Annotated in this window: 21 protein-coding genes; 9 read left to right on the plus strand and 12 right to left on the minus strand. The window is 57.4% G+C overall.

Annotated elements, in window-relative coordinates; translation table 11 throughout:
* Positions 1-46 precede the first annotated feature (46 nt).
* Together AAE514_RS05840 and AAE514_RS05845 are read right to left on the minus strand one after the other, a co-directional pair.
* Positions 47-577 carry a CBS domain-containing protein gene (locus AAE514_RS05840; RefSeq protein ID WP_347330584.1) on the minus strand — a complete coding sequence of 177 codons (531 nt, stop codon included), beginning with the start codon at positions 575-577 and terminating at the stop codon, positions 47-49.
* Positions 578-923: 346 nt separating this feature from the next.
* Positions 924-1,145 carry a hypothetical protein gene (locus AAE514_RS05845; protein ID WP_347330585.1) on the minus strand — a complete coding sequence of 74 codons (222 nt, stop codon included), beginning with the start codon at positions 1,143-1,145 and terminating at the stop codon, positions 924-926.
* A 250-nt stretch (positions 1,146-1,395) separates the two neighbouring features.
* Here AAE514_RS05845 and AAE514_RS05850 point away from each other — a divergent pair, with 250 nt between their 5' ends.
* The gene (locus tag AAE514_RS05850) at positions 1,396-2,055 is read left to right on the plus strand and encodes a peroxiredoxin (protein WP_347330586.1); all 660 of its coding nucleotides are present in this window, start codon (positions 1,396-1,398) and stop codon (positions 2,053-2,055) included.
* A gap of 131 nt (positions 2,056-2,186) precedes the next feature.
* Here the strand turns inward: AAE514_RS05850 and AAE514_RS05855 are convergent, their stop codons facing one another.
* Positions 2,187-4,196, minus strand: coding sequence for a PAS domain-containing protein (locus AAE514_RS05855; RefSeq protein WP_347330587.1), 2,010 nt, complete (start codon positions 4,194-4,196; stop codon positions 2,187-2,189).
* Between the two features lie 370 nt (positions 4,197-4,566).
* Here AAE514_RS05855 and AAE514_RS05860 point away from each other — a divergent pair, with 370 nt between their 5' ends.
* The 5 genes from AAE514_RS05860 to AAE514_RS05880 all read left to right on the plus strand — a co-directional run bounded on the left by AAE514_RS05860 (position 4,567) and on the right by AAE514_RS05880 (position 9,898).
* Positions 4,567-5,748: a hypothetical protein gene (locus AAE514_RS05860; RefSeq protein WP_347330588.1), complete on the plus strand. Its 1,182-nt coding sequence runs from the start codon at positions 4,567-4,569 to the stop codon at positions 5,746-5,748.
* A complete protein-coding gene (locus AAE514_RS05865; RefSeq protein WP_347330589.1) occupies positions 5,749-6,513 on the plus strand; it encodes a hypothetical protein in 765 nt (254 codons plus the stop codon).
* A 211-nt stretch (positions 6,514-6,724) separates the two neighbouring features.
* Positions 6,725-8,023: a hypothetical protein gene (locus tag AAE514_RS05870; protein WP_347330590.1), complete on the plus strand. Its 1,299-nt coding sequence runs from the start codon at positions 6,725-6,727 to the stop codon at positions 8,021-8,023.
* Positions 8,024-8,818: an SH3 domain-containing protein gene (locus tag AAE514_RS05875; RefSeq protein ID WP_347330591.1), complete on the plus strand. Its 795-nt coding sequence runs from the start codon at positions 8,024-8,026 to the stop codon at positions 8,816-8,818. It begins immediately after the preceding gene.
* Between the two features lie 294 nt (positions 8,819-9,112).
* Complete coding sequence (locus AAE514_RS05880; protein ID WP_347330592.1) at positions 9,113-9,898, plus strand: hypothetical protein; 786 nt, start codon at positions 9,113-9,115, stop codon at positions 9,896-9,898.
* A 119-nt stretch (positions 9,899-10,017) separates the two neighbouring features.
* Here AAE514_RS05880 and AAE514_RS05885 read toward each other — a convergent pair whose 3' ends face one another.
* From AAE514_RS05885 to sufT, 4 genes are all read right to left on the minus strand, one after another.
* A complete protein-coding gene (locus AAE514_RS05885; protein ID WP_347330593.1) occupies positions 10,018-13,281 on the minus strand; it encodes a DEAD/DEAH box helicase in 3,264 nt (1,087 codons plus the stop codon).
* A gap of 251 nt (positions 13,282-13,532) precedes the next feature.
* Positions 13,533-14,885: a TrpB-like pyridoxal phosphate-dependent enzyme gene (locus tag AAE514_RS05890; protein WP_347330594.1), complete on the minus strand. Its 1,353-nt coding sequence runs from the start codon at positions 14,883-14,885 to the stop codon at positions 13,533-13,535.
* Positions 14,886-15,203: 318 nt separating this feature from the next.
* Positions 15,204-16,529, minus strand: a complete 1,326-nt coding sequence (locus AAE514_RS05895; RefSeq protein ID WP_347330595.1) for an OmpP1/FadL family transporter — start codon at positions 16,527-16,529, stop codon at positions 15,204-15,206.
* A gap of 114 nt (positions 16,530-16,643) precedes the next feature.
* Positions 16,644-17,162 carry a putative Fe-S cluster assembly protein SufT gene (gene sufT / locus AAE514_RS05900; RefSeq protein ID WP_347330647.1) on the minus strand — a complete coding sequence of 173 codons (519 nt, stop codon included), beginning with the start codon at positions 17,160-17,162 and terminating at the stop codon, positions 16,644-16,646.
* Positions 17,163-17,648: 486 nt separating this feature from the next.
* Here sufT and AAE514_RS05905 point away from each other — a divergent pair, with 486 nt between their 5' ends.
* The 3 genes from AAE514_RS05905 to rnk all read left to right on the plus strand — a co-directional run bounded on the left by AAE514_RS05905 (position 17,649) and on the right by rnk (position 20,497).
* Positions 17,649-19,235, plus strand: coding sequence for an MFS transporter (locus tag AAE514_RS05905; RefSeq protein ID WP_347330596.1), 1,587 nt, complete (start codon positions 17,649-17,651; stop codon positions 19,233-19,235).
* Positions 19,236-19,534: 299 nt separating this feature from the next.
* Positions 19,535-19,837 carry a GreA/GreB family elongation factor gene (locus AAE514_RS05910; RefSeq protein ID WP_347330597.1) on the plus strand — a complete coding sequence of 101 codons (303 nt, stop codon included), beginning with the start codon at positions 19,535-19,537 and terminating at the stop codon, positions 19,835-19,837.
* A 276-nt stretch (positions 19,838-20,113) separates the two neighbouring features.
* Entirely contained in the window at positions 20,114-20,497 is a 384-nt protein-coding gene (gene rnk, locus AAE514_RS05915; RefSeq protein ID WP_347330598.1) for a nucleoside diphosphate kinase regulator, read from the plus strand.
* A gap of 71 nt (positions 20,498-20,568) precedes the next feature.
* Here rnk and azu read toward each other — a convergent pair whose 3' ends face one another.
* The 5 genes from azu to ytfE all read right to left on the minus strand — a co-directional run bounded on the left by azu (position 20,569) and on the right by ytfE (position 26,184).
* A complete protein-coding gene (azu, locus tag AAE514_RS05920) occupies positions 20,569-21,021 on the minus strand; it encodes an azurin (protein WP_347330599.1) in 453 nt (150 codons plus the stop codon).
* 257 nt (positions 21,022-21,278) lie between these two features.
* Positions 21,279-21,632 (minus strand): DUF488 domain-containing protein, encoded by a 354-nt coding sequence (locus AAE514_RS05925; protein WP_347330600.1) that lies wholly within the window; start codon positions 21,630-21,632, stop codon positions 21,279-21,281.
* A gap of 103 nt (positions 21,633-21,735) precedes the next feature.
* Entirely contained in the window at positions 21,736-23,082 is a 1,347-nt protein-coding gene (gene gdhA, locus AAE514_RS05930; RefSeq protein ID WP_347330601.1) for an NADP-specific glutamate dehydrogenase, read from the minus strand.
* Positions 23,083-23,141: 59 nt separating this feature from the next.
* Entirely contained in the window at positions 23,142-25,508 is a 2,367-nt protein-coding gene (locus AAE514_RS05935; RefSeq protein ID WP_347330602.1) for a nitric-oxide reductase large subunit, read from the minus strand.
* A complete protein-coding gene (ytfE, locus tag AAE514_RS05940) occupies positions 25,501-26,184 on the minus strand; it encodes an iron-sulfur cluster repair protein YtfE (RefSeq protein ID WP_347330603.1) in 684 nt (227 codons plus the stop codon). Before ytfE ends, AAE514_RS05935 begins: the two co-directional genes overlap by 8 nt.
* Between the last annotated feature and the right edge of the window lie 195 nt (positions 26,185-26,379).

Consider the following 26,379-nt stretch of genomic DNA (forward strand, 5'->3'; position numbering starts at 1 on the left):
GACGGTACGGAGTTATCCGCGCGGCCCCGCAAGCGCAAGTGCCCTGTCACGCCGGGACGGGGCCTTCGTTGGCCGGGCTTTTCTTCAAATGCGTGTGTAGGGCCGTCAGGGCATCCATGGCGGTAATCACACCGTTAATTTTTCCACTCTCGGTCACAAATACCCGGTGAATGTGGTGCTTTATTAAGGTCGCCACCACTTGTTCGAGGGGGGCGGCGTGGTCCACGGTTATGACCTCGGGGACCATAATCTGATGAACGGTGCAGTTACGATCGGCGGCTTTCACCCAGGCCCGCAAGTCGTTTTCACTGATCTCCTGCCCACAACTGTCCCGGTAGAGATTGCGCAGGGCATCGCCGCGACCTTCGTCATCCATGGCGTTAAAGTGACAAACGTCACTGACACTCACCACTCCCACCAATTCGTGGTCCGAGGCGATCACCGGCGCGGCGGAAATTTGCCGGCGGATAAAAAACTCGGCCAGTCGGTGAATCGTCCATCCCTCATACACCGTCAGTAAGTTTCCATGCATTATGTCTTTGGCGCACAGGCGGTTTAGGGTATCGGTGTAAGACATGAGGCTCTCCCATCATTTTAAGCAGTGTTATTCCCAGCCGGGAAAGGAAAAGCATACTGCAAGGATAGGGCCAACCATAAGGCGCCGCTAGCCGGTATTGCACCAACACAGAGCCCATGGGCGCGCACCACCGCAGGGCGAGCGAGGGTCGCCACCGCTTTTTACGCCCTTTACCGGTGCAGTACTCTGGGACGAAAACACAAGGCCCGAGCCCATCGCCGTCTATATCACCGGCGGTGGCGTTGGCCGCCCCGTAGAACCGGCCGATATGGTGAGGGCCAACTGCTCTTGGGCAGCCGAGGGCGAAGGCACGGCGTGACAGGGGTCCTGGACGCAGTAAAACCGGTCAGTCGACCGCACGGCCCAGCTGTTTTAGAGCGGTCAGGCGTAGCACATAACCCAATTTGAAGAAAGCGGGGAAGACAATCAGAGCGATATGGGACGCCACCTGGGTAGCCAGACCAAGCGAGTGAGAAAAGACATACGCCAGCGACAGGGCTCCGAGCGAGAGCAGGAAGCTAGCCAACATGCCGGCATGGGCAACGTGAAGCAGTTTAAGCGGGTTCATATTGGACCTCCCCGGACTTTGCTTTTAATAAGATTCATTTTACTTGCATCTTATTAAACGTACAAGCTTTTGAGGGCCGAAAAACGCGACTTCGATATGCGTTCACGCTATAGGTTATGCGAATTCGTGATTTAACGAGGCTCTTTCATTCCGATAAGATAACCCCACTTTACAAGCACAGGGTTGCAAAGCAGCAACGTCACCCGCATCTCAACGCTTCAATCCGTAAATCCGCTAAGGAGGTAAGCTTATGGCCCTGCGAATCGGCAGTACCGCACCGGACTTTACCGCGCAGACCACCGAAGGCCAGATCAAATTTCATGACTGGATTGGTGACTCGTGGGCAATTCTGTTTTCCCACCCCAAAGATTTCACTCCGGTGTGCACCACTGAGCTGGGCTACATGGCCAAGCTGAAACCGGAGTTTGACAAGCGCAACACCAAGATTATCGGCCTATCGGTAGACCCGGTGGAGAACCACTCTGAGTGGGGCAAGGATATCGAAGAGACCCAGGGAACGGCGCCGAATTACCCGATGATTGGCGATACCGACCTGAACGTGGCCAAGCTGTACGACATGCTGCCGGCGGACGAAGACGGCAGTGCCGAAGGTCGCACCCCGGCTGATAACGCCACAGTGCGCGCGGTGTTTATCATCGGGCCGGACAAAAAGATCAAAGCCCAGTTGATCTACCCCATGACCAGCGGCCGGAACTTCAATGAAATCCTGCGCTTGCTGGACTCCATGCAATTGACCGGCAAGCACACGGTTGCTACGCCTGTGAACTGGGAGCCGGGTGATGACATCATCATTCCACCCTCGGTGAGCGACGAAGAGGCCAAAAAGAAATTCCCCGAAGGCTGGAAGACCCTCAAGTCCTACTTGCGGGTGGCCAAACAGCCGAAATAAGCGCTGGGCCAAGTGTCCCAGCACCGGCGGGTTAGTTATACCTGTGGCTAATTCTGACACTCTCAGGGTTAGCCGCATGGCCGACTAACGGACCGCGCCGGTTTTTTAGGGCCTGGCAACCCCGCCAGCGCTCAATCGTCCCAGACCACTTCCCTCTCGCCCAACAGCCGATTAAACACTCGTATCAACTGCCCCACTTCCACCGGCTTGGTCAGGTATTCCGCAAAGCCGGCACGGTAGCCCCGGTCGATATCACTGGCCAACGCATTGGCGGAGAGTGCCACTACGGGAATGTCGCGGGTCACCGGGTCGCGCTTGAGCACCTTCAATACTTCAAACCCGTCCATGTCCGGGAGGTTGATATCGAGCAGAATCAAGTCTGGCACTTCGGTGCGGGCCTGGTAGATGCCCACCAGGGGTTCGGCCACCGTGTGCAGCTTCACGGGCCGGAAGCGCTCGACAATCTTGGTCAGCAAGCGGGCGTTGGCCGGGTTGTCTTCAATGTAAAGCACATTGGGGCTCCCTTCCACCGCGAGGTCCCCGGCATCGTCATCCGCCAGGTCAGTTGAGCGTTCGGGGGCGGAAGACTCTTCCACGGGCAGCTCGAACCAGAAGCGGCTGCCTTCCCCTTCTACACTGGTGAAATCCAGTTGCCCCCCCATCATCTCAATCAGACGGCGGGTGATCACCAACCCGACGCCACTGCCCTCCGCGTTGGAAGATTGCTCGTGCAAACGACAAAACGGCTCGAACACCTGGTCCTGTTGGCTGAAAGGGATGCCCACACCCGAGTCCGCCACACTCATGCACAGCCCGTTGCGCTCCGAAATATGGAACGACAGATCCACCGAGCCCCCGGCTCGATTGTATTTAATGGCGTTGCTTATTAAGTTTAGGAACACTTGTTTCAGCCGGGTATAGTCGGCGGACACCGCTACATGTTCCAGCCCGTCCATATGACACCGCAGACTTACCCGATGGTCATCCGCGAGCGGGGACATCAGCCGGAGGCACTCGCTCACAATACGAGAGGGCACCACCACCTCGAGCGACAGAGCCATGTGGCCGGCTTCAATTTTTGCCAGATCCAACACCTCATTGATTAACTGCAACAGGTGCTTGCCGGCCCGGTGTATCTCGCCCACATTATCGCGGCTGCCTTCGCTGATATGGGTGTCGTAGTTCAATAGCTGGGAGTACCCCAGAATGGCGTTGAGCGGTGTACGCAATTCGTGGCTCATGCTGGACAAAAACTCGGACTTGGCCTGGTTGGCTTTCTCCGCCGCCGTTTTCGCCTCCATCAACGCAATCTGGGTGTTCTTAAGCTCCGTGGTGTCCATATTGCTGCCGGAAATCCGCACCGCACGGCCGCTCTCATCGTAGGTGGCTTCCGCGCGGGCCCGAATCCAGCGCTGGGAGCCGTCCTTCGCGGTTACCTGGTACTCCACATCAAAAGGCACCCGGTGGAGAATATGACGACGTAGCGCCTGATCGAAACGCTGAATGTCGCGGTCGGACATGCGCGCTTTCCAGTCCTCCAGGTGATAGAGATTAAACTCACGCACCTCTTCAGGGGTAAACCCCAACTGCTCCCAGCAGATGTCGGTAAAGTTGATCTCATCCGTGTTCAGGTCCCATTCCCAGACGCCGTCCCGGGTGCCGGCGATCATCCGGGAATGGCGCGCCTCACTGGCACGCAAAGCCTCTTCGGTACGTTTGAGCTGGGAAATATCGTAATTGACGCCGGCCACGTGCTGGGTCCACCCGGACTCATCGCGATAGCCCTGGCCGTTAACCCGGACCCAGATATACTCGCCCCGCTTGCTGCGCAGCCGATAACAGTAATCCAGGGGGGAACCTTCTTTGATGGTGTTTTCAATAGCCTCCCGAAAACCTTGGCGGTCCTCGGGATGAATATAATCCAGCAGGATTTCGGGCTCGGTCATACTCTGAGTGTCCAGCTCATTGTAGCCCAGCTCACGCCAGAATGCCCCGTACCACCGCATGCGGTTGGTAGTCAGATTCCAGTCCCAAAATCCGTGGTTGCTACCCAACATGCTGCGCTGGTAGCTGGCCATCTCTTCGCCGAGAATGGCGTTGTCGACATCACAGGACTCGGGATTCCATATTACATCCAACATGATCTGTCCTTATCACCATCGGTGCTCGGTTTTGGAAGGAAACTGTGATTCTGCCTGATTTAACCGCCACACGCACGAACCAAGTGCCGAGCTGTGACCGTCTTCACAGTCATAGGCTCTCCCACGCTCGCCGCTTTCACGCTCCTGGTCCCGGCAAAGTCAAAAACCGTGAACCTATTCTCATTTTCCCCGACCGCCCCAGCCAACTTCGGGCAGATAAACCCAACGCCTTGCATCTAACGCCTTCCGGCCGATACACTTTATCGTTAGGTGCCGGGCTTATTACCGCCAAAGGGTACCCGTACGGATCACTCCAAGTGGTTTAAAGGCACAGTCTTTGCCCCTTTATTCAACTAAGCAAGGAAAGAGCATGAGTCAATATCAAGTGATTTATACCGTCAACGGACAGCCGGTTGATGTGTCCGAAGTCCCCCCGCAAGGCATTGTTGAACGACTCCACCTGGACGGTGAGAGGCTAGTCTATGGAGAAGACGTCCGAGACAATCAGTTGCACGCCATCACCTGCCAGGGCCCCGTTGACGGCCTTGAGGACGCCGCGCGAGAAGCCATTACCAACGCCGTCAATAATGACGCCCCGCTTGAGCTCTCGGACGGTGTGCGGGTCAATGTGTTCTTTGACCCCATGGAGTTCAACCTGCAATTTGACATGCAGGAGGGCAATACACTGATGGCAAAAGCCCAGTTCATCGCTTTCGAAGGGCCGGCGAAAAACCTTGCCATTCAGCCGGAGGAGCACGGGCCCTACGTCGTGGAAGAAGTGAGCGAAGAGCCGGTCATGCGCGTCTACCGGCGCGCCATCTACAACTCCGCCAGGGAACTGGTCTGTTTTGAGCATCCCTTGTTTACCCTGGACCCACAAATCGGCCTACTCAGTGAGTGCGGTGCCTTTGCCGAACTCACGCCAGCGGGGGAACAAGAAATGGTTCAGGCCATGGACGAGTGGGACCGTGAAGCACTGTCCAGGTGCGCACTTTATTTTTTGCCCGCCTTCAGCGAGGAGCACCTGGAAAACGCCCTGCCCTATCTGCAGTCTGAGCAGCAAGCGCTACTGAGCCAGGAAGGGCAACCCATTGCCCCCGAGACCATTCAGTCCCACGAAGCTTTTTTTGTCATTGGCGTCAACTCAGATGACACCCCCAGAATGGTTCAGAACTTTAGCCAACAGGCCCTGGCAGAGACGGATATTTACCAGGTTCCGGTTGAAATGCACTGGCATGTGTTTCACGCTTACCTGAAACAGCTTCATGAGACCCTAACGCCCATCGCCATGGGTGATGAGGTGACCCACTATGTTCGGGTTCACTCGGAAGGCCTGAGCGAGGCCCTTGACGGCGTGGAGATGGAAGAAGGTGACCGGCGGATTCACACCAGTGTTTTCCACCTCAGTGGCAGCCTGGTCCTCCATGAGTGCTGGGTGGTAAACGACGAGGGCGAACCCAAAAAACGCTATTTAATGCACTCCCCGGTGGACTTCGGGCTGATTGATGGCGACTTGGGTGAGCTTGATAGCGACGTTCAGCCAGAGCACTAGATGAACCCGCTTAAATGGTTAACCCGCCGAGGGAGTGTCGCCACGACCCACCGGGCCGTGGCGACCCCCGACGGCTTTCCCCGGCTTGAGCAGAGCGAGCGCTTTGATATCGACTTGGTCAACGGCCGTTTGGGTTTTACCAACCCGGCCAGCAACCTGTCGGACCGGGACTACTGGAAGGGCTTTGCCTGGGACCGCCGCCCGTTTGTGAACGCCCGCTCCGGCGCGGAGTTTTCAGAAAACCCGGATACCGGCCGGTACAGCTGCCCCGTGTATGAAACCGGTTGGGGGCTCCCGGTAGGCGCGGCCCCCGCACAGCGCCAAGCGGTGCTTAAGCTCAGCCTCTTTCTGGACCGGCCCAGCCGGACGGAGCGAGACACCTACCCCGACCTGACCGAGGAGGCGCGGCTCAAGGCCTGGCTCGATGAGTGCTATGTAAGCCGGAAGCAGTCGTTCGACCGGTTCGACATGGAGATGCTTCCCGACGGTACTCTGGCCATTGGCGAGCGGCCCACCGAACAACGGCTTTCCCGGCAGGAAGCCGTGCCATTGCATAAACTCGAGCAGCCGGTATGCGGGCGCCCGGTGTTCCGAGTATTTATGAACCCCGGCATTATCGAGTTCAACCTGGCGCGCAACCCAATGGAAGTGGTTCAGCTCCGTTTTCAGCTTTTGCCCCAAGGGCCGGACAGGCTCGAAGAGGCGCTACAGGAAACCACCCTTCGCTTTGCCAGCGATATTGTTTCCTCTGTAACCCTCGAATAAGCTCCCCGGCCTCGCCCGCAAAAGCGCACAGCCCACCAAAACTGTGAACAGGTACACAGTTTGCAGCCAACTTTCACAAAAATTAGCGAACTCCCTTCTACCTCTTGAAAAATGGTCAGACCAGCCGATACACTGCCCTCATCGGTACTAAGTGCCAATCAAGGCCATCGAGCGTACCAAAGACCCAACCAAGGTTAGAGGGAACCTATCTATGAATATGAAACAGCTCGCCACGCAAGCCGGTTTTAAGCAAGTGCTGGGAACCGAAACCAGCGGCTATGTTTTCCTTTCCGAAATGAGCGACGGCCGGGCCGGGCGGCGGATCTACATACAGGCGGACCTCGCCCCCAAATTTGCCGCCATCGTCAGCGAGTCCCGCGAGAACTTCGTTCTGCACCAACTGCTGCAACTGCGGGCCCTGGCCGGCGGGCTGACCTCCTACTCCAACCAGGCCGATGCCTCCCTGCACAAAACCCAGCTCGGCGACGTAACGGTCACCTATACCATTTCCCAGCAACTGAGCGATGGCATGCAGCCCGGGGTGTTTATTACCGATGTGGACGGGCCGCTGTTTGGGAAGGGGAATTTACCGGGATTGTATAAGGTTGAACGCAAAAGAAACGAATGGCTAATAGATACTGCTGAGCTATCAGCCATCGAAACCACCAACGCCAGTATCAATGGGTTGACCGATAACCTACAACGGGCGGCGGAAGAGATTATGCCCCCCATGGTGGAGGATGCCTATGGGCAGGCCGGCGCCAGTCAGACTCAGCTATACAACGAAGGCTTTACCCACTTCTATTACCCTCAGTCCATCAAAATTAGCGGCGGGGAATGGAAGACGCCGGAACAGAAGCAAACCAATCACCAGCACTGCGCCAGAAAACTGGCCCGCGCCCTGCTCGACGCCCAAAGCCGGAACCGAAAGGTCCAATGGACCATTCACGGCGCCGGCAGCAATTTGCTAAAAACCGCCCTGCAACAGCTTCAGGGCAAAAAGCTGGACCAGCACGAAGTCATGCTGATGGCCCCCGGGCCCATTGCGGACCTGCTGCCCTTAATGCAGCGCACCGGCATGAGCCTGCACTCCCAGATTATGAAATACTCCGACGCCGAAGTCAGTGCGAACAAAAGCCAAAACACCTTTTGGGATGCCGCAAAAATTGCCAGCCATGTGCGCCAATTCGGCCAGAAGCACGAACAACAAGCGGATCTCCTTGAGTATCAACAGAAAAGACGACCATTGGGGCTTGTGGGAAAGGCGATAGGCCTGATGACCCCTGGCCCCGGAACAGTGGCCCAAATGGGCCTGGGGGCCTTTAATCACGGAATAAGAAACGGCGCCGCTTCACTGGGGAATGTGACAGACAAGCGGGTAAACCCCCACCTTAACCCTCACCTCTCCCGAAGCGCCATGAATATTCAGGCGGCCAAACAAGCCGGAGGAGTGGCCAACTCCTACCGAGTCACCTTTAAAGAGCTGATCAAAAAGGTAAGGAGCGCGTAAATGCTGGCCAAACTCTTTACCAAAGACCCTATGAACCTGCGCGGGCCCAACGTCCAAAAAGCCCCGGAGACCTCCTTCTCCCTGTCCGGGTCGACACTGCGATTTAAATGCCCGCCGCAAACCGCCAGTATTCCGGGTATTTTTAAGGGCAGTAACTTTGACTTTGAACGGGACACCGATGAAGAGATAGGAGATCCACACAACCGCCATGAAATAATGCTAAAAACAGGCTGGGATTTCGAGGATGGCTGGTGGAAAGGCATGACTTTCGGCGGTATTCGCGTGGGCGTTTTTATAGCCCATAACGTTTGGCGCCTAGCGGCGAAAGACTCTTTGTTTAGAAAGACTAATTTGGTACGGCACAGCCTTGATCAGGAACGCGACGCCTATATTCGCTGCAGTGCAAGCTCCGCTCAGGTAGACCGCAGTGACATTAGTGAAGAAGATATCAGAACCAAACGCTATTGGAGCCAGCATATTCCTGAAACCAAAGATGATATTGAGCTGGTGTCCATTAATGGTATTAACTGGGCATGCTTCGAAACATACTTTCCAGACTCCCCCCCCAGAGTTCACTTTGAGGCCGCCGTCGAACACAATAATATGGTGCGATTTGTCTTTAGCCAAGATGCCTTTGGCGGTATCGACTTCTTCGGACCAGATCACAACCTCAAGGAAGCCTGCCACAACCTGATTCAGGAAATTATGGGCACGGTCACCCTGGATCTGTCACCCAAGGCGCAGCAGCAGCGTGAAGATGTAATCGCACGGTATGGTAAAGACGAGGTAATCTAACACAGACCACTTCGCTGATAAGAAAGCTTATTGGGGCTGGCAGGCAAGCTCATGGGCCAGATAACGCCAGGCCCCGGAACAGTGGCCCAAATGGGTTTGGGGGCCTTTAATCACGGAATAAGAAACGGCGCCGCTTCACTGGGGAATGTGACAGACAAGCGGGTAACCCCCCACCTTAACCCTCACCTCTCCCGAACTGCTATGAATATTCAGGCGGCCAAACAATCCGGCGGAGTGTCCAACTCCTACAAAGTCACGTTTAAAGAGCTAATCAAAAAGGTGAGGAACGCATAAATGCTGGCCAAACTCTTTACCAAAGACCCCATGAACCTGCGCGGTCCCAATGTCCAGAAAGCCCCGGAGACCACCTTTTCCCTTTCTGGATCGAAACTAACGTTTAAGTGCCCGCCGCAAACCGCTAGTATCCCGGGCATTTTTAAGGGCAGTGACTTTGAACGGGACACCGATGAAGAGATAGGAGACCCGTACAACCGCTATGAAGTGATGTTTAAAACCGGCTGGGACTTTGAGGATGGCTGGTGGAAGGGCATGACCTATGGCGGCCTCTGTATCGGTGTTTTTATTATTCATAACAACTGGCGCCTGACCGAAGAGAAGTCCCTTTTTAGAAAAGCCAACCTGGTACGCCACAGCCTTGACTTGGCGCGTAACGCGTTTATCAGAGCCAGTGCCAGTACCGCCAAAGTAGATGATAGCGAAATTACCGAGGATGACATCAAGACCAAACGCTATTGGAGCCAGCACTTTCCGGAAACTGAAGAGGAAACCGAACTGGCTTCCTTCAACGGTAGAACTTGGGTGTGTTACGAAACGGTCAACAGTGGGCCACCGAAAGTGTTTTTCCAAACCGCCGTTGAACATAACAATATGTTGCGCTTTATATTCAGCCAGGATGCCTATGGCGGCATTGACTTTTACAGCCCCAAACACAACCTTAAGGAAGCCTGCCGCAACCTGATTCAGGAGATTATGGGCACGGTCACCCTGGAACTATCGCCCAAGGCACAACAACAGCGTGAAGAAATGATTGCATTATATGGTAAAGACGAGGTGGTCTAAACGGGACCACCTCGCTCATAAGAATGGCTTCTTGAATACGAAAGGAATGGACGCCTATTGGCGTCTGGGAGATGTGCCATAAATATCCAGGCGGCCAAGCCATTAAGAGGCTGATGGCTCTATTGAAATAATTCCAGCAACTCGTCGCCCGAGCCGGGCAGGCCCACTTCGCGGGTCTGATCAAAGAGGGTGTCCGCCAGCTGTTGTTTCTGTTCCTGCATTCGCTGAATTTTTTCCTCCACGGTGCCGGCGGCCACCAGTTTGTAGACGAATACCGGCTTGTCCTGGCCGATACGGTAGGCCCGGTCGGTGGCCTGGTTTTCCACTGCCGGGTTCCACCAGGGGTCCACATGCACCACGGTGTCCGCCGCGGTCAGGTTAAGACCCGCGCCGCCGGCCTTTAGGCTGATGAGAAAGACCGGTACCTCACCGTCCTGAAAGCGGCGAATGGCGGCTTCGCGGTGGCGGGTACGGCCGGTCAGTTTGACCGTTTCCAACCCCAACGCGTCCAGACGCTGCTCCACCCGGTTAAGCATAGTGGTGAACTGGGAGAACACCAGGATACGGCGCCCTTCGTCCACCATCTCCGGCAGGTTCTCTTCCAGCCAAGTCATTTTCGCACTGTGCTTTACCTTGGCGGCCTGCTTGAGTTTTACCAGCGCGGGGTCGATGCAGGCCTGACGTAGCTTTAGCAGGGCGTCGAGGAATTCGATGCGGCTGCGGGCCATGCCCTTGGTTTTCATTAACTCCCGCACGCGTTGTTCCATGCTCACGCGAATACTCTCGTACAGCGCCTGTTGATCGCCGGCGAGGTGGATGGTCTGTTGCATCTCCGTTTTTTGCGGCAGCTCGCGTACCACTTCCGCCTTGGTGCGGCGCAGCATAAAGGGCGCAACCCGGCGGGACAGCTCCCCGGCCCGCTCGGCATCGCCTTCCTGCTCAATGGGCTGGCGATACTGGCGCTGAAAGGTCTCGCTGTCGCCCAGCAAGCCGGGCAGGGCAAAGTCCGCCAGAGACCAGAGCTCCCCCAGGTGATTCTCCAGCGGGGTGCCCGTCAAACACAGGCGCGTTTCCGCCCGAATCTGTTTGACCTTGCGAGTAATTTTGGCCCGATGGTTTTTGATGTTCTGGGCCTCATCCAGCACCGCCACATCAAACGGCCAGTCGGCATAGTGTTCAATATCCCGGTGGATCAGGCCGTAGGTGGTGATAACCAGATCGTGGGCGGGAATCTCCTCGAAATGCGCCTTGCGCTCCGGGCCGTGCATGACCAGACAACGCAGGTTGGGCGTAAACTTTTCCGCCTCCCGCTGCCAATTCCAGATCAGGGAGGTGGGGGCCACCACCAAGGCGCCGCCGGCCAACTTCCGGCCGGCCTTCAGGCGCTGGAAAAAGGCGAGCGCCTGCAGGGTTTTGCCCAGCCCCATGTCATCGGCCAGAATGCCACCGAAATGATAACGGTGCAGGAACATCAGCCAGTCCAGCCCTTGCTGCTGGTAATCGCGCAGCTCGGCGCGCAAGTGTTTGGCTGGCGCTACGGACTTCAGACCCTTGAAGTTTTTGAGCTCGCGCCGAAGCTTTTTCAACGAGGGGGCCGCGCGTTGGTCCACTGCCTCCAGGTGATCCAGCTCCATGGCTTTGAAGGTGGGCAGGCGCATCGGCTCGTCCAGGCCGCCGCCCTGGTACAACTCCTGAACCAGACTCCACACCGGTTTTAGCGGCTGCATGTCCAGGGTGACCCAATGATCGTCGGCATCGCGCACCACGAGGGATTCGGGGGCTCCGGCGCTCAACCATTGCTCCAGGAGCGATTCGGTGTCCAGCGCCACGCCCTCCAGGGCCAGGTCCAGCTTGAGCTCGAACCAACCCGCTTCCCGGTCACTGACCTTACCGCCGACCATCGCTTTGCCGTCGCGGGTCTGGTAGCTGTCCTCCAGCGTGACCTCCCAGCCCTGCTCGTCAAACAGCGCCTCCAGCCCGGGCCTGAGCCGGTTCCAGGCGGCCACATGCCTCGGCGGTTGCACCTCGGAGGGGACCCACAGCTCGCCCTGCTCGCCGCCAAAGTCGTAGGGCACCAGGGAGAGGTTGCGCAGCTGATGCGCAATTTGAAACTCCCGGGCACGGTCGCGCGTAACCAGGATAAAACCCGACTCGGTTTCCATCAGGGTGCCATCCTCGGTCTGCCCCTGGCAGCGTGCGGCTACATCGTAACTTAACGGAAAGGACACGGGTCCGTAGCGAACCGACAGCGCCAAAGCGGGCAAGATGCCGTTATGGGGCAGCTCGACGCCCAAGAGTCGGGCCTGGGGGACTGGGGAGGACTCCGTCGGCGGCGCTGGCTCCTCGCCGACAAACCGCACCCCCGAGCCATACCGCAGGTGAGCCGAGATCTCCTCAACGCGGGCGGTGGGAATGGCTGGCATGGCCCGAATCAGCCGCAGTTGCTCCCCGGTCAGAGACGTCCGCACGGGACCGAGCTCCAGCCCCATCCGATACAGCGGTGGCGAAAATGCCTCTTCCAACTGCCAGTCGCTCGCCGGCTCGGGCTCCAGGGTCAGCTCCAGACGCTGCCCCTCCCCCCGCTTGTGCCCGGTGGCTGTACCTTCCGCTTGCGTCCACTGCGCTTGAAGAGCGCGCTCCGCGCCCCAGCGCAAGGGCTGCTGGCGCTCCATCGTTGCGGCCCGGCCACTGCGCACGGCGTATTCGACCATCATCCGCCCGGCGCCGCCGCTGGCCCGCCAGGCGTGGTCAAGTAACACGGAGCCGACCCGCAGCGGGGTGCGGCGCATGGGCTCGACCAGTGACAGCAGTTCCCGGTCAACGGCACCCAGGGTGTGGTTGCGCTCCAGAGCCTGCGGCCTGACGCTTCGCAAGCGGCCCCAGTCGCCATTTTTCTTGCGGTAGCGCTCGGCCAGTGCGAGCAGTGGCGGCTGCTGCTCCAAATGCACCAGGTAACAGAGCACCCAGGGCGAGGCAGGTGCTTCTGGTGAGGGCTCGGGGGACGTTTGCCCCTGTGCGACCCGAAGGGCCGCCAGCCATTGGTCGGGCGTCCGGTAGCGGCTTGGGGGTTGCTCCGCCTCAACCACCGCCAGTGCCAAAGCGGCAGAGTGCTTGCAGTCGATGGCATAGGGGCAGGTGCAAAATCCGAGATCGAGAAAGCGACCATCATGAATCACCACATGAGCGTGATACACAAGCCCCCGGCTGCCCATGACGTGGGCTCCGAAATAGACCGCAGCTTCCTCCGGGTGGGGCTCGCGCTCGATAGGGCCCACCGCGCCGCTGCGAAACAGCCGTTCGCCCCGCTCGCGGATGGTGGGATCAAACTGAGTACGCAGGCCCTGTTTCAGGGCGGAAACTTCTGCTGGAAGTGCCAAGGGCATGGGCCTTTCTCGCCTTATACAAAAGGGCGGAATTCTATCATGTCACCGCAACGGTGTTCGTCGTTGGCCTCGGCGGGCGACGTCAAATCATCCAGCCACTGGCCCAACCGCTTGCGGCGGCGCTCGATAAGCTGTCCAACCCTGTTTCCCCTACGCGCCAGGCTTGGCTACCGCTCCCCGATTGGAACAGATACGTAAAAAAACGCCCGGCCCCCGCCAGTTGAGCGCCCACTCCAAACCCGGACACAGAACTACACGGACGGCAGCCCGGACAGGGCCATGGCCATTTCCTCGTCACTGTATTCGTGGTCACTCAGCTCCCCGGCGAAATAGGCCGTGTAGGCCGCCATATCAAAGTGACCGTGCCCACAGAGGTTGAACAGTATGGTCTCGGCCCTGCCCTCCTCTTTGCAGCGCAAAGCCTCATCAATCGCTCCCTTGACGGCGTGATTGGCTTCGGGGGCCGGGACAATGCCTTCGTGACGAGCAAAGAGAACGCCGGCCTCAAAACACTGACGCTGGGTGTAGGACACCGCGTCAAACAGACCCAGCTCACTGGCGTGGGACACCAGAGGTGCCATTCCGTGATAGCGCAGTCCCCCGGCGTGAAAACCCGGCGGCGTAAAGCCCGAGCCCAAGGTATGCATTTTGGTCAGCGGCGTCATCTGGGCGGTATCCCCGTAGTCATAGGCGTATTTGCCGCGGGTGAGTGTGGGACAGGCCGAGGGCTCCACCGCCACAATACGCGAGCGCTCACCCCCGCGCAGGGCGTGCCCCATAAACGGAAAGGCAATGCCGGCAAAATTGGAGCCCCCGCCAGTGCAGCCCACAATCACATCCGGCCAGCTGTCGGCCATCTCCATCTGCTGCATGGCTTCCAGGCCGATAATGCTCTGGTGCAGCAATACGTGGTTAAGCACTGAGCCCAGGGCGTATTTGGTGTCCGGGTCTTGCACGGCCATCTCCACCGCCTCGGAGATGGCAATTCCCAGGCTACCGGTGTGCTCGGGATTCTCGGCCAACACCTTGCGGCCGAATTCGGTCTGATCCGAGGGTGAGGGCAAACAGCGCGCGCCGTAGGTCTCCATCACGGCCCGGCGGTAGGGCTTCTGGTCGTAGGACACCCGCACCTGAAAGACACTGATATCCAGATCAAAGAGCGCCCCCGCATAAGACAAGGAGGTTCCCCACTGCCCCGCGCCGGTTTCGGTGGTCAAGCGCCGGGTGCCGGCCTGCTGGTTGTAAAACGCCTGGGCAACGGCGGTATTGGGTTTGTGGCTACCGGCGGGGCTGACGCCTTCGTACTTGTAAAAAATCTTTGCCGGTGTGCCCAGGGCTTTTTCCAGCCGGTGCGCTCGGTACATGGGCGCGGGGCGCCACTGGCGGTAGACATCGCGCACCGGCTCCGGGATTTCCACCTCCCGCTCGGTAGTGACTTCCTGCTCGATCAACGCCATAGGGAACAGAGGCTCCAAATCCGCCGGCCCCACTGGCTGGTGAGTTTGAGGATGCAGCACCGGCGGCATGGGCCGGGGAAAGTCCGCCTGAAGGTTGTACCAGGCTTTGGGCATTTGGCTTTCGTCGAGGAGAAATTTGGTCTGCATGGCCAGGGTTCCCGTCAAGGTGGTTATTATCGTCAGGCAAAGGCGCTGGGATCGCGCCTTAATGGCATATTACTGAAGCCATTGAGCGATGCCAATACATCCCGGCACTGCTGATATGCCATCGGTCAGCGCGAACGACTGATTCCCGAAAACGGCGCTTCGGAGCGGACTTGCCTCGGCCAGTCGGCCGCCAAATCGAACCCTCGCCGCTGACCCGTTTATGCCTGCAAGGAGGATTTTCGTCCGCACAAAAAGAGCAGGCCGTTGAAATCAACGGCCTGCTACCGGGATGGACTTTACAGTGCGTTTAACAGTCGGCTAGAACTGCCAGTTCCACTGAGCCGCCAGGATGCTGACTTCGTTATCAAACCCGCCCTGCAATTCGCGCCCGGAGGTTTCATCCACCTCGTGCAAATTGGCATCGTCGATCATTAGTTGGGCGTAGCTGACATCCACGGAGGCATTCTCCGACAAGGCCCAGTTTGCGCCCACCGCGAACCAGGTGCGGTCTTGGTCGGGGATTCGCGGAGTGACATATTCCGGGTCCGTTTGCGGAGACTCATCTTGGGCCACCCCGAAACGCCAGGTCAGCTCGTCGGAGTGCCGATAGGTGGCCCCCAACGCAACCCGTAAGGTGTCATCATACTGCAAGTCCAACACGTCGACCGTTTGCTGGTTGTCCGTATTAATGACGGCAATATTCTGGATGCTACTCCAATTCGTCTGGGCAATATCGGCATGCACCGACCAAAGGTCATTCAACCGATGGGAAATACTGGCGGTGAGCGTATCGGGGAGGTCGGCATCGGCCACCACCGGCCCTTCCAGGGTGGAAAGAGTTTGCGCGCAGATGGTTCCGGTGGTGGGGGCTGGAGGGGCCCCCGTTGGGTAGCCTTCGCCGGGAGCGCAGGTGGCATTGTAGTCAAAGGCCGCGCTGCCCTCGGCGCTAAAGCTGCCTCCCTGGCGCCACACCAGCCCGATGTTGGTGCCGGGGACGGGCGTCCATAGAACGCTGGCATCGAAGACAAAGTCATCGTCATCGCCTTCAATACGGGCACTGCTGTCTGTGGCCGGGTCTGGGGCCACACCCAGAGTGGAATCCACTTGGTTCTCGAGCGTTACATCCATGCGCTGGTAGTTCACTCCCAGCCCAAAGGCGACTTTGTCGTTGGGCGCCCAGGCAGAGGTGGCATTAAGGTTCATGACTTCAAGTTCACTGAAGGTTGCGGAGTACCGCCCGGGCCACTGGTCGTCAAAATCACTGGACAGCCCGAAGGGGCCTCCGGCGCCAAACCCGACACTAAAGCCACCCTCCAAGGGCAAGACCAAGTAGGCGTTGGGAATAAAACCCGTCTCATCGGTTTCCCCGCCTTCTCCGGGGAACGTAGAGCCCTCGTCGATAAAACGCGCTTCGGTGGAGACAAGGTTGCCCCCCAGCGTAAGGCTGGCGCGGTCCAGACGGGCCATGCCAGCGGGATTGAAATAGACTGTAGAGGCGTCAACGATATCCGATGCCGTGCCCGCAAAAGCCTTACCCAAGTGAGCCGGGCTTTGCTCCAACAGCTGAAACGACGATGCCAAAGTGGTGGATGGGGCCGCCACGGCCGCCAAAGCCACAGCGACGCTAAGCGCTTTTTTATCCATGGTGCTGTCCTCCTGAGGAAGCAAGATATGAGATCTCGCGATACGGATTAAAAATACACGATGTAGTGTAGCCGACTAAAACGGTAATCGCCTTGATCCATCACCTTAAAGGGATCAGAAGAACATCCCGGTTTCAAGCTGCGCCTCTTCGCTCATCATAGTGCGGTCCCAGGGCGGATCAAACACCAGGTCTACATCGGTGGAAACCACGTTGGGTACCTCCGCCAACCGGCGCTTAATATCATCCACCAGCACGTCGCCCATGCCACAGCCGGGGGCGGTGAGGGTCATTTCCACATCCACATGGCCGCGCTCCTGATCGATGTCCATTTTGTACACCAGCCCCAAACTGACAATGTTGACCGGAATTTCCGGGTCATACACCATCGACAGCGCCTTCCACACTTGCTCTTCATCAATTTTGCCGTCGGCACGCGCCTCGAACTCCAGGCCGTTGGCGGTCAGACCGATCGCGTCCGCGTCCTTGCCGTCAATGCGAATCAGGTTGCCGTGGTACAAGAGGGTATAGCTCGCCCCCAGCGCCTGGGTAATGGCGGCTTCCGCGCCCTTGGGGATCATCAGGTCATCACCGGAGGGAACCAGCTTGGCGGGCGCTTCGCGCTCGAACACCACTTCGCGCCCCTGAGCGCTTTGGGGCTTTTTGGCGTTGGGGGCGCGAATTGTGATTTGCTTCTGATCGCCCTGCTCCTGCAGGTTGATCTCAAGCCCTTTCAGGTACGGCAGGCTGCGCTTGTCCAAATAGAGTTTCAGGTCACCCTCGTAGACTTCCAAGTCGCTCTCGGACTCTTCGCCAGGGCGACAATAGGCCAGGCAGGTCTCCGCACGCGGGGTTCCCGCCTCAACAACAAAAATACGGGCCGCATCCACCCCCTGCTGCTCAAGCAGTTCAATTAAGTAGTCGCGGGCGGCGGGGGAAATATGAAAGCTGGGCGTCATATGATGCTCTCTAAATACACTTTATCCAATGAGAGCTATGCTACCATCATTGCTCGCAAACCTGAATACCTGACTAAAATAGTTGGGTATTAGGTGGTTCGGCCCGAGTTTGCATTGTAATAATGAAGGCGGCGCCCTCGCTGCTAAAGATTTGGAGTCATCATGCGCTTCTACCACCCTCTGGCATTCTGGCTGGGGTGCCTGGCCATTACCCTGGGCGTGCTGTCGCACATTCCCGTGTTTTTGCACGCCGCCCCCATGGGATACCAGATGGCCGGAATGCCAATGAGCACCACTATGCTGGTCGGCATGGCGTTGATTCCCGTCGGGCTTCTGTTATCCGGGTACGGCGTTGTGCCCAGAGTGACGGCTCTGGGTCACCACGATGACACCCATTTGCAGTTTCATGTGGCCGACCAGGTCCCGCTCAACGGGGAGCACTGGAAGCTGGTCACCGTGCTAATGGTAGCCGTGACGGTGGATGTGATGAAGCCCGCCACTCTGGGCTTTGTGATGCCCGGCATGGCCGCGGAATACCACCTGAGCAGCCAGTCGGCCGGGGTGCTTGCGGTGGTCGCCCTCACCGGAACGACAATCGGCTCGGTTTTGTGGGGCATGGCCTCGGATCGCATTGGTCGGCGAGCGGCCATACTCCTTTCGGCACTGATGTTCATTGGTACCGCCATATGCGGTGCCATGCCCTCTTACACCTGGAACCTGGTGATGTGTTTCCTGATGGGCCTGTCGGCCGGCGGTCTGTTGCCCATTACCTTTGCCCTGATGGCGGAATCCGTTCCCGCACGACACCGAGGCTGGCTGCTGGTGGCGCTGGGCGGTCTGGGCACCGCCGCGGGCTACCTCGCCGCCGCAGGCTCCGCCACCCTCCTGGAGCCGTTATTCAGCTGGCGAATTCTCTGGTTGCTGGGCCTGCCCACCGGTTTGCTGGTGATCATTCTCAACCGTTATATTCCCGAGTCCCCTCGTTTTCTGGCAAGTAAAGGGATGCTTCAAGAGGCACGTCATGTATTGGCCCGGTTTGCCGGCGACACACGGAGCGATAAGGATGTCGTGGTAGAGCCCGAGCCTTCCCAAGGCGGATTAAAAGAGCTGTTCCAGGCGCCCTACGCGGGCATTACCTGGGGCTTGATTAGCGCAGGCATCTCTTGGGGGCTGGTCAACTTTGGGTTCCTCTTGTGGTTGCCCACCAACCTCCACGGCCTCGGCCTGTCGGAGTACGCGAACTCTCTGGTGGCACAGTCCGCCCTACTGGCATTGCCGGGGGTGGCGTTGGTGATCGGGCTCTATCACCGCTGGAGCTCCATCTACACGCTGACATTGTTCACGTCCTTAACGGCCCTCACGCTGCTGGCTTTTGCCCTGTGCAGTGTCCTGGGGCTATTAACGGTAGGCACGTTAACGGCATGCACCGCTTTGTTGCTTGTCAGCGCCAGCGGGGTTATCGCCATGCTGATTCCCTACGCCTCGGAAATCTATCCCGTGCACTTGCGCGGCACCGGAGCCGGCATTGTCGCCGCCAGTTCCAAATTCGGCGGCATTGCCGGAACTCTACTGGGCGTTTCAGGTTTGCTGAATTTTCTTACCGCCTCGGCTTTGGTGATTGCTACGCCGTTACTGGGGGCTGCTCTGCTGCTAGTTCGCAGCGGTATCGATACCCGCGGCCTTCGCCTGGAAGATATCCGCCAAGCCATGCAACGCAAAGCCCAAGGCACCCCCCCTTCACAAGGTTGACTTTACCCGCCGATCAGGTAATCTCAGTAATAATTCCCTGAACTCAACGGCTTTCGTGGTATATAAAATGCTGCCGAACGTTTTGCTGCAATTTTTAATGTGGAGGCTCGCTCCCATCTTCCCCTCCTGAGGAGTGCTGTCTTAGGCACTCGGACTCGGCGCTCTGTCGCCATTTAACTCTCCATTTACTGATTTTTACCGTAGGTCCGTAGTACGTCATGTGTAATCCGTCACACATTGAGCTTACCCGCTCGATGTACCAACGCGCGCGCGCGTTTTATATTACTCGTGCCCGGGGAATGAATATTGACCCGATAACGCTGGCGGTCATTCTTGATTGTTTTCAGCACCGAGAGGCCCGGGAGGCCACTCCCAGCGGAAGAGTAACGGTGAGCTCGAAGGTCACTCTGCTGGACATGCAGGAAAACCAGCGCAGCACTGTGACCATCGTCACACCAGAAGAAAGCAACCCAGAAACCGGCGCCATCTCGGTTCTATCCCCGTTGGGCGCCGCATTGATGCGCAAGGTCATCGGCGAAATCGTGTGCATCCCAGTACTCGGCAGCAGTATGCGGTACCGAGTACTGCATGTTGGCACTTAATCGTTTATTTATAGGAGGTAATTGCTTTGCATGAAGGTCAGTGGCGCGGCCACCTTTTCCCACGAGTGTTTCATTTGAATGTTAGAGGAATCACACCATGGCGAAAAACGAGAAGAAGCCCGCTAAACGCTCCCTGAAAGAAAAACGAGCCGAAAAGCGTGAACGAAAAGAAGCAATGAAGAAGGATTAACCAACCGGAGAGCTTATCCTTCGCCAAGGACGGCGCTCACGAACACTCAACCCGATCGTTTGCCCATTAATCAAAGAGGCCTTCACATGGCACCCAAGCCCAAAATTACGTTATCGAAAGACGTTTACACCACCCTCTCCAGGCTACTTGAAGAAGTACCGGAAGATATTATTACCGACCAGTTGGTCGATGAGCTGGAACGGGCCAAGCTGGTCGCGCCGGAAAAACTGCCCGATGACGTGGTCACCCTTCATTCAACGGTGACATTTACCGTTCAGTCCACGGGGAAAAGCTTCACTTACACGCTGGTGTACCCCACCGAGCTGGATGATACCTCTCGCAAGCTATCCATCCTGAGTCCTGTGGGCAGCGCTATTATCGGTTTAAAACGAGGGCAGGAAATTGATTGGCCGATCAGCAACACCAAGCGGACCACCATTGCGGTGGACAGAGTGCAGCCGCCTCAATAGCGGCCATGCGAGCACTTTCGGGAGGGTCAGGCGCGGCTTACCGACCTGACCGGCTCACCGCGCTGGCGCGACTACTTAACCACGAACTCGCCTTTCATGAGCGAGGAGTGGCCGGGGAAGGAACAGAAGAACTGGTAGCTGGCATCCTTACTCAACTCACTGGCATCGAAAGTGACCGAGGTTTCCTCGCCGCCTCCGATGATCTCCGTATAAGCGATCACACGCTCATCGTCCGGTTTAACGTAGTCATTTTCCAAACCGGCGCCAGTGGCATCTTTAACTACGCCTTTCATGTCCTCTTCCAAGCTCAGCACCCAATTGTGCCCCATGACGTTTTCGGCCATTGAGCCGGAATGAGTCAGGTGGACAGTGAACTCTTCACAGCTCGCGTCCATTTCAATACGATCGGTGTCGAAGCGCATTTTGTCGTTGCTGTCGACGGTGACTTCACAGTCCGCTGCCTGAACGCCGGTGGCGGCACCCAGGGCAAACAACGGTGCAATTACTTTCACGGCAAACTTCATTACAACCTCCTATACAGAGAGAAAAATCAGAGCCAAATTTTTACCGACTCCGGTACCGTTCTGTGACTGCCAGCCGACGTAGTCTGCTGGCAGAGCACGATTTCCAAGGCCTCAGCCAATTGCTGGGCTTTTGGTCCAATGCTGCCATACTCCACTATTCCGAGTGGTCGGTCCCATAGACTCCTGGCTTGGGGCATTGAGCGGGCAGAATAGTTCCGACTGGCGCCAGTGGCCTACATCCACCTGCCGCAAACGCGCTATTCCATCTTCTTCAGGTACTCGCGGAGCACACGGGCGTGGTTGTGCTCTGTGTCTTTGGCACCGTACACAAGCGTCAGCCGCCCATCTTTACTTTTCCCGAGAAGCTCCCTCGCCTGCGGCTTGTTCTCTTTCAGCTCATCCAGATAACGGGTTCGAAACTCTTTCCATTTATCCGGATCGTGATTAAACCACTTGCGCAGTGTGTCGCTGGGCGCCACCTCTTTGCACCAGTCGGTGAGGGCAAGGTCCTCTTTTTTGACGCCCCGAGGCCAAATTTTGTCCACTAGCACTCGGGCCCCGTCGCTACTTTCCACCTCGTCATAGGCTCGCTTTATAAAAACATCCACCATAACGACTTTCTCCTCTCCAGTTTCACCTCAGACCAACAGACCGATGTCAGTACCAATGGTAATCCGGCGCAGAAGCATCATCCATGAGAGTGATGGAATGACGTCAAATTATCCCAAAAGCCAACATGGCGTCGGCGACGCGTCGGAAGCTGGCAATATTGGCCCCCACGACGTAGTTGCCCTTGGCGCCGAACTCTTCAGATGTGTGATAACAATCACTGTGGATGTTGGCCATAATGGCATGCAGCCGCTTTTCAGTGTATTCGAAGCTCCAGGCATCGCGGCTCGCGTTCTGTTGCATCTCAAGCGCGGAGGTGGCCACACCGCCGGCGTTGGCCGCTTTACCCGGGCCGTAGCCCACACCGCTGTCCAAAAACAGGTCCACTGCAATCGGAGTACAGGGCATGTTTGCGCCTTCCACGACGGCTTTACAACCGTTTTCTATTAGCGTTTCCGCGGCATTCTCGTCCAGCTCATTCTGAGTGGCACACGGGAAAGCCAAGTGGCATGGAATCTCCCAAATGTTGCCATCAGCGCGATACTCCGCCTCCGGGTGTTCATCCAGGTAGGCGCTGATACGCCCGCGTGCGCCCTCCTTGATAGCCTTGACGGTATCGAGGTTGATGCCCTCTTCGTGGTAAATCACACCCCCTGAATCCGAACAGGCCACCACCTTAGCACCCAACTGATGCAGTTTTTCAATGGCGTATATGGCGACATTGCCCGACCCCGACACCACACACGACAAGCCGTCGAGGGATTCATTGCGGGCTTTGAGCATTTGCTCCGCGAAATAGGCCACTCCGTAACCGGTGGACTCCCGACGCACCAGTGCGCCACTCCAAAGAGGGCTTTTTCCGGTGAGAACGCCCGCCTCGTAGCGGTTGGTGATGCGCTTGTACTGCCCGAAAAGAAAACCGATTTCCCGGCTTCCCACGCCAATGTCGCCCGCGGGGATATCGGTTAGCTCACCGATGTGGCGATAGAGTTCCGTCATAAAACTCTGACAAAAGCGCATGACTTCCGAATCGGATTTCCCCTTGGGGTCAAAATCCGAGCCGCCCTTGCCACTGCCGATAGGCATGCCCGTCAGGGCGTTCTTAAAGGTTTGTTCAAAGGCGAGGAATTTAATGGTACCCAACAGCACGCTGGGATGAAAACGCAGGCCGCCCTTGTAGGGCCCCAATGCACTGTTAAAACCCACGCGAAAGCCACGGTTAATGTGCACTTCCCCGTTATCGTCTTCCCAGGGCACACGGAAGATAATCTGGCGTTCCGGCTCGCAAATACGCTCGATAATCTTCTGCTTGGCGTAATAGGGACACTTTTCCAATACCGGGGTTAACGTCTCAATCACTTCCCAGACCGCCTGATGAAACTCAGCTTCCCCTGGGTTGCGATTTTTAACCACATTATAAATGACGTCGATACGTTCTTGAGCGTTGACCATTCACTTCTCCAGAACCGTTTGGTATGAGAGAGCGGGCCAGGCCCGCTCCCCTATCCAGATTACTTGTCACCCCCACAGTGGCCGCAGCACACGCTGTCGCCCTGATGGGCTTCAGCCATGGCGCTGTCAGACTCAGCATAGGCGGGCGCCCAGGCTTTTTCCACACGCCCGATCAGCGGTTTGTCCGAGGCGTCAGGGAAGAATACGCCCTTAATCACCTGCCAGGTCACTGCCAGGGCTCCGACGATGAAAATCACATCACCAATGGTGCGTACCCAGCGCAAGGTTTCCAGCAGCGGCTGCTGCAGGAAGGCTTCACTACGAGCGTACCACAGGCCTTCGGAGGCGCTCGCCACGAACTGGATGATGCCAACCGGCAGCAGGCTGGTAAACAGCATCAGTACCAAGCCACCGTTCATCCACCAGAAGGCGACTTTCATGAGCCGGTCGTTAAAGGCCATGTTGGGACGAATGTAGCGCAGAATCAGCAGGCAGAAGCCCAGGGCCAGAAACCCGTACACGCCGAATAGAGCCGCGTGGGCGTGGGTCGGTGTGGTATTGAGCCCTTGTACGTAGTACAGCGAAATAGGCGGGTTGATCATAAAGCCCAGCACGCCCGCTCCCAGCATATTCCAGAAGGCAACCGCCACAAAGAATAACAGCGGCCATTTGATGTTCTGCATCCAGGGAGCGCGAAACTTCAGCCGCCAGTTTTCCCAAGCCTCATAACCCAACACCACCAGCGGCACAACCTCCAGCGCGCTGAATGAGGCGCCTACCGCCATTACGGGCGTGGTGGTGCCGGAAAAATACAGGTGGTGGAAGGTACCGGGCACGCCTCCGAGCATAAACAGCGACGCCGAGGCCAGCGATGCGGCCGTGGCCATGGGGCGGGATACCAAGCCCATGCTGCAGAAAATAAAGGCCAAGGCAGCGGTCGCGAAGACCTCAAAGAACCCTTCCACCCACAGATGCACTACCCACCAGCGCCAGTACTCCATGATAGAAATGTGCGTGCGTTCACCATAGGCCAAGCCGGCACCGTAGAACAAGCCAATGGCTACGACGGAGGCGGTCAACAATATCAGCAGGTTCTTATCACCCCCCTGTTTGAGAGCCGGCACAATGCCGCGCATCATCAGGAACAGCCAGAAAGCGATGCCGCCCACTTTCAGAATCTGCCAGAAGCGTCCCAGGTCGACGTACTCATAGCCCTGATGGCCGAACCAGAAGCTGAATTCGGCGGGCATGATCTGATTGATGGCGAAGAAGTTGCCGACGAAGGAGCCGACCACCACCGCAATCAGAGCCCAGAACAAAATGTCCACGCCCAGCTTTTGATACTTGGGGTCTTTGCCGCCGTTGATGACCGGCGCCAGGAACAGGCCCGCCGCCAAAAAGCCGGTGGCGATCCAGAACATGGCCGACTGGATGTGCCAGGTGCGCATCAATGAATAGGGGAACCAGTCCGAGGTTTGAATGCCGTAGAAGCCCTGGCCTTCAATAGTATAGTGCGCCACAAAGCCGCCCAAAAACACCTGAAAGGTAAACAGCCCCACCACAGCCAGGAGATACTTACCCAGCGCTTTTTGCGATGGCGTCAGCGCGAAGGTGGTGATCGGGTCCTGCTTGGGGGCTTCGGGCTCTTCTTCGTCTTCTTTGCGCAGGAAGGCCCAGCCCCAGACCAGACCGCCCACGCCGGCAATCAACAACACCACGCTGGCGATGGACCAGACAATGTTCTCCGCCGTGGGCTTATTGTCGATTAAAGGCTCGTGGGGCCAGTTGTTGGTGTAAGTCGCCTTGCCGGGATAACGTTCGGTAGAGGCGGCCCAAGCCGTCCAGAAGAAAAAGTTAGTCATTTTTTCGCGCCGCTCATCATCGGGCAGCGTGACTTCTTTCATGGCGTAGCTCTCGCGGGTCGGCTGAAGCTCGGGAGCGCCTCCAAACAGGCGGTTATAGTAGTCCGCCGTTTGCGCCATGGCCTGCGCTCGCCGATCGGACACCACCAAGGTGTCGGTCTCGGCCTCCCAGGTATTAGTGCGGTAAGCTTGCTTTAACTCGTATTGCAGCGCGTTCTGATCGCGCCCATTGAGCTCATCGTAGCTAACCCCGAAAATATCCTGCGCCGCCAATTCCAGCCAGGCAAGCAGCTCCCGGTGCAACCAGTCGGCCGTCCAGTCCGGCGCTTGATAGGCACCGTGGCCCCAAATGGAACCCAGCTGCATGCCGCCCACGGATTGCCAAGCCGTTTGACCGTCGAGAATGCTCGTTTCGGTCATAATCGTCTGACCGCTTTCGGTCACCACCTGATCCGGAATAGGGGGTGCCTGGCGATACACTTCCACCCCAAAGTAACCCAATAACCCGAAAGTAACCGCCAATGTACCAATCAGCGTCCACCACAATCTTTTGTACTTACCCATTTGCCGAAGCCCCCAGCCCGTCAATACGATCAAATAAAATGTTGTTTTCCAGATGGATATGGTCCATTAAATCGACCTCCAGTGACGCCAACCCCACATAAAGCGCTCGCCAGGTATTGCAGGCCCCCACGGGGAGGTTGATGCCCCGAGTCAGCTCATGAATTCGGCGCAGCCCTTGCGCGTGCTCATCGTGTTCGTGGCGCATCATGTTCACCGGCCCCGAAGCCATGCCCAGCATGCCCCGAGCAATCATGGGAAAGAGAATCTGTTCCTCCTTACGCATGTGGCTTTCCAGTTCAGCGAACATCGTTTCGAGATGGTTCGCCAAGCCGCTTGGGCATTCGGGGTGACCACCGTGAACCAGTTCAACCCGCTGACTGAGGCGAATCAGCTCTGGTAGCTGCTGGCGGTGGACATCGTGGTAACGAGTCAGGATATGCTCGATCAGCTCGTCATTACCCGCCGCTGCCCAATCGCCCCGGGCGCCCTCCGCCTGGGTGTGAAGCTGGTCCAGCTCAGCGACCAGCGCGCTCTGGTCAACTCCCTTGCGCTCAAGTGCGTGGGCCAGGGTTTGTTTCCCCCCACAGCAAAAGTCCAGGCCGTAGCCATGAAGTACGCCAGTGGCGCCGGGTAACTCCCGGGCAATATCACCGACCGATTGTGTCAGCCAACTCATAGGCGGCTCCCCCTTTACGGTTGCAGCAGATTATCTAAGCATCCATTAAGATGCATAGTATTTACATCTTTCCAAAGAATACCGCGCCAAAAAAAAGAAGTAAAATAAATTCATCTTTAAAATACCCCTACTACCCCATCAGAGGTAGACGAGCATTGCTTGGGCGGGAGAGAGGTTTACCCTTTATGGGAGAGG

Origin of the sequence: Marinimicrobium locisalis (genome assembly GCF_039822625.1) — a bacterium.
In the GTDB taxonomy this organism is placed as follows: domain Bacteria; phylum Pseudomonadota; class Gammaproteobacteria; order Pseudomonadales; family Cellvibrionaceae; genus Marinimicrobium; species Marinimicrobium locisalis.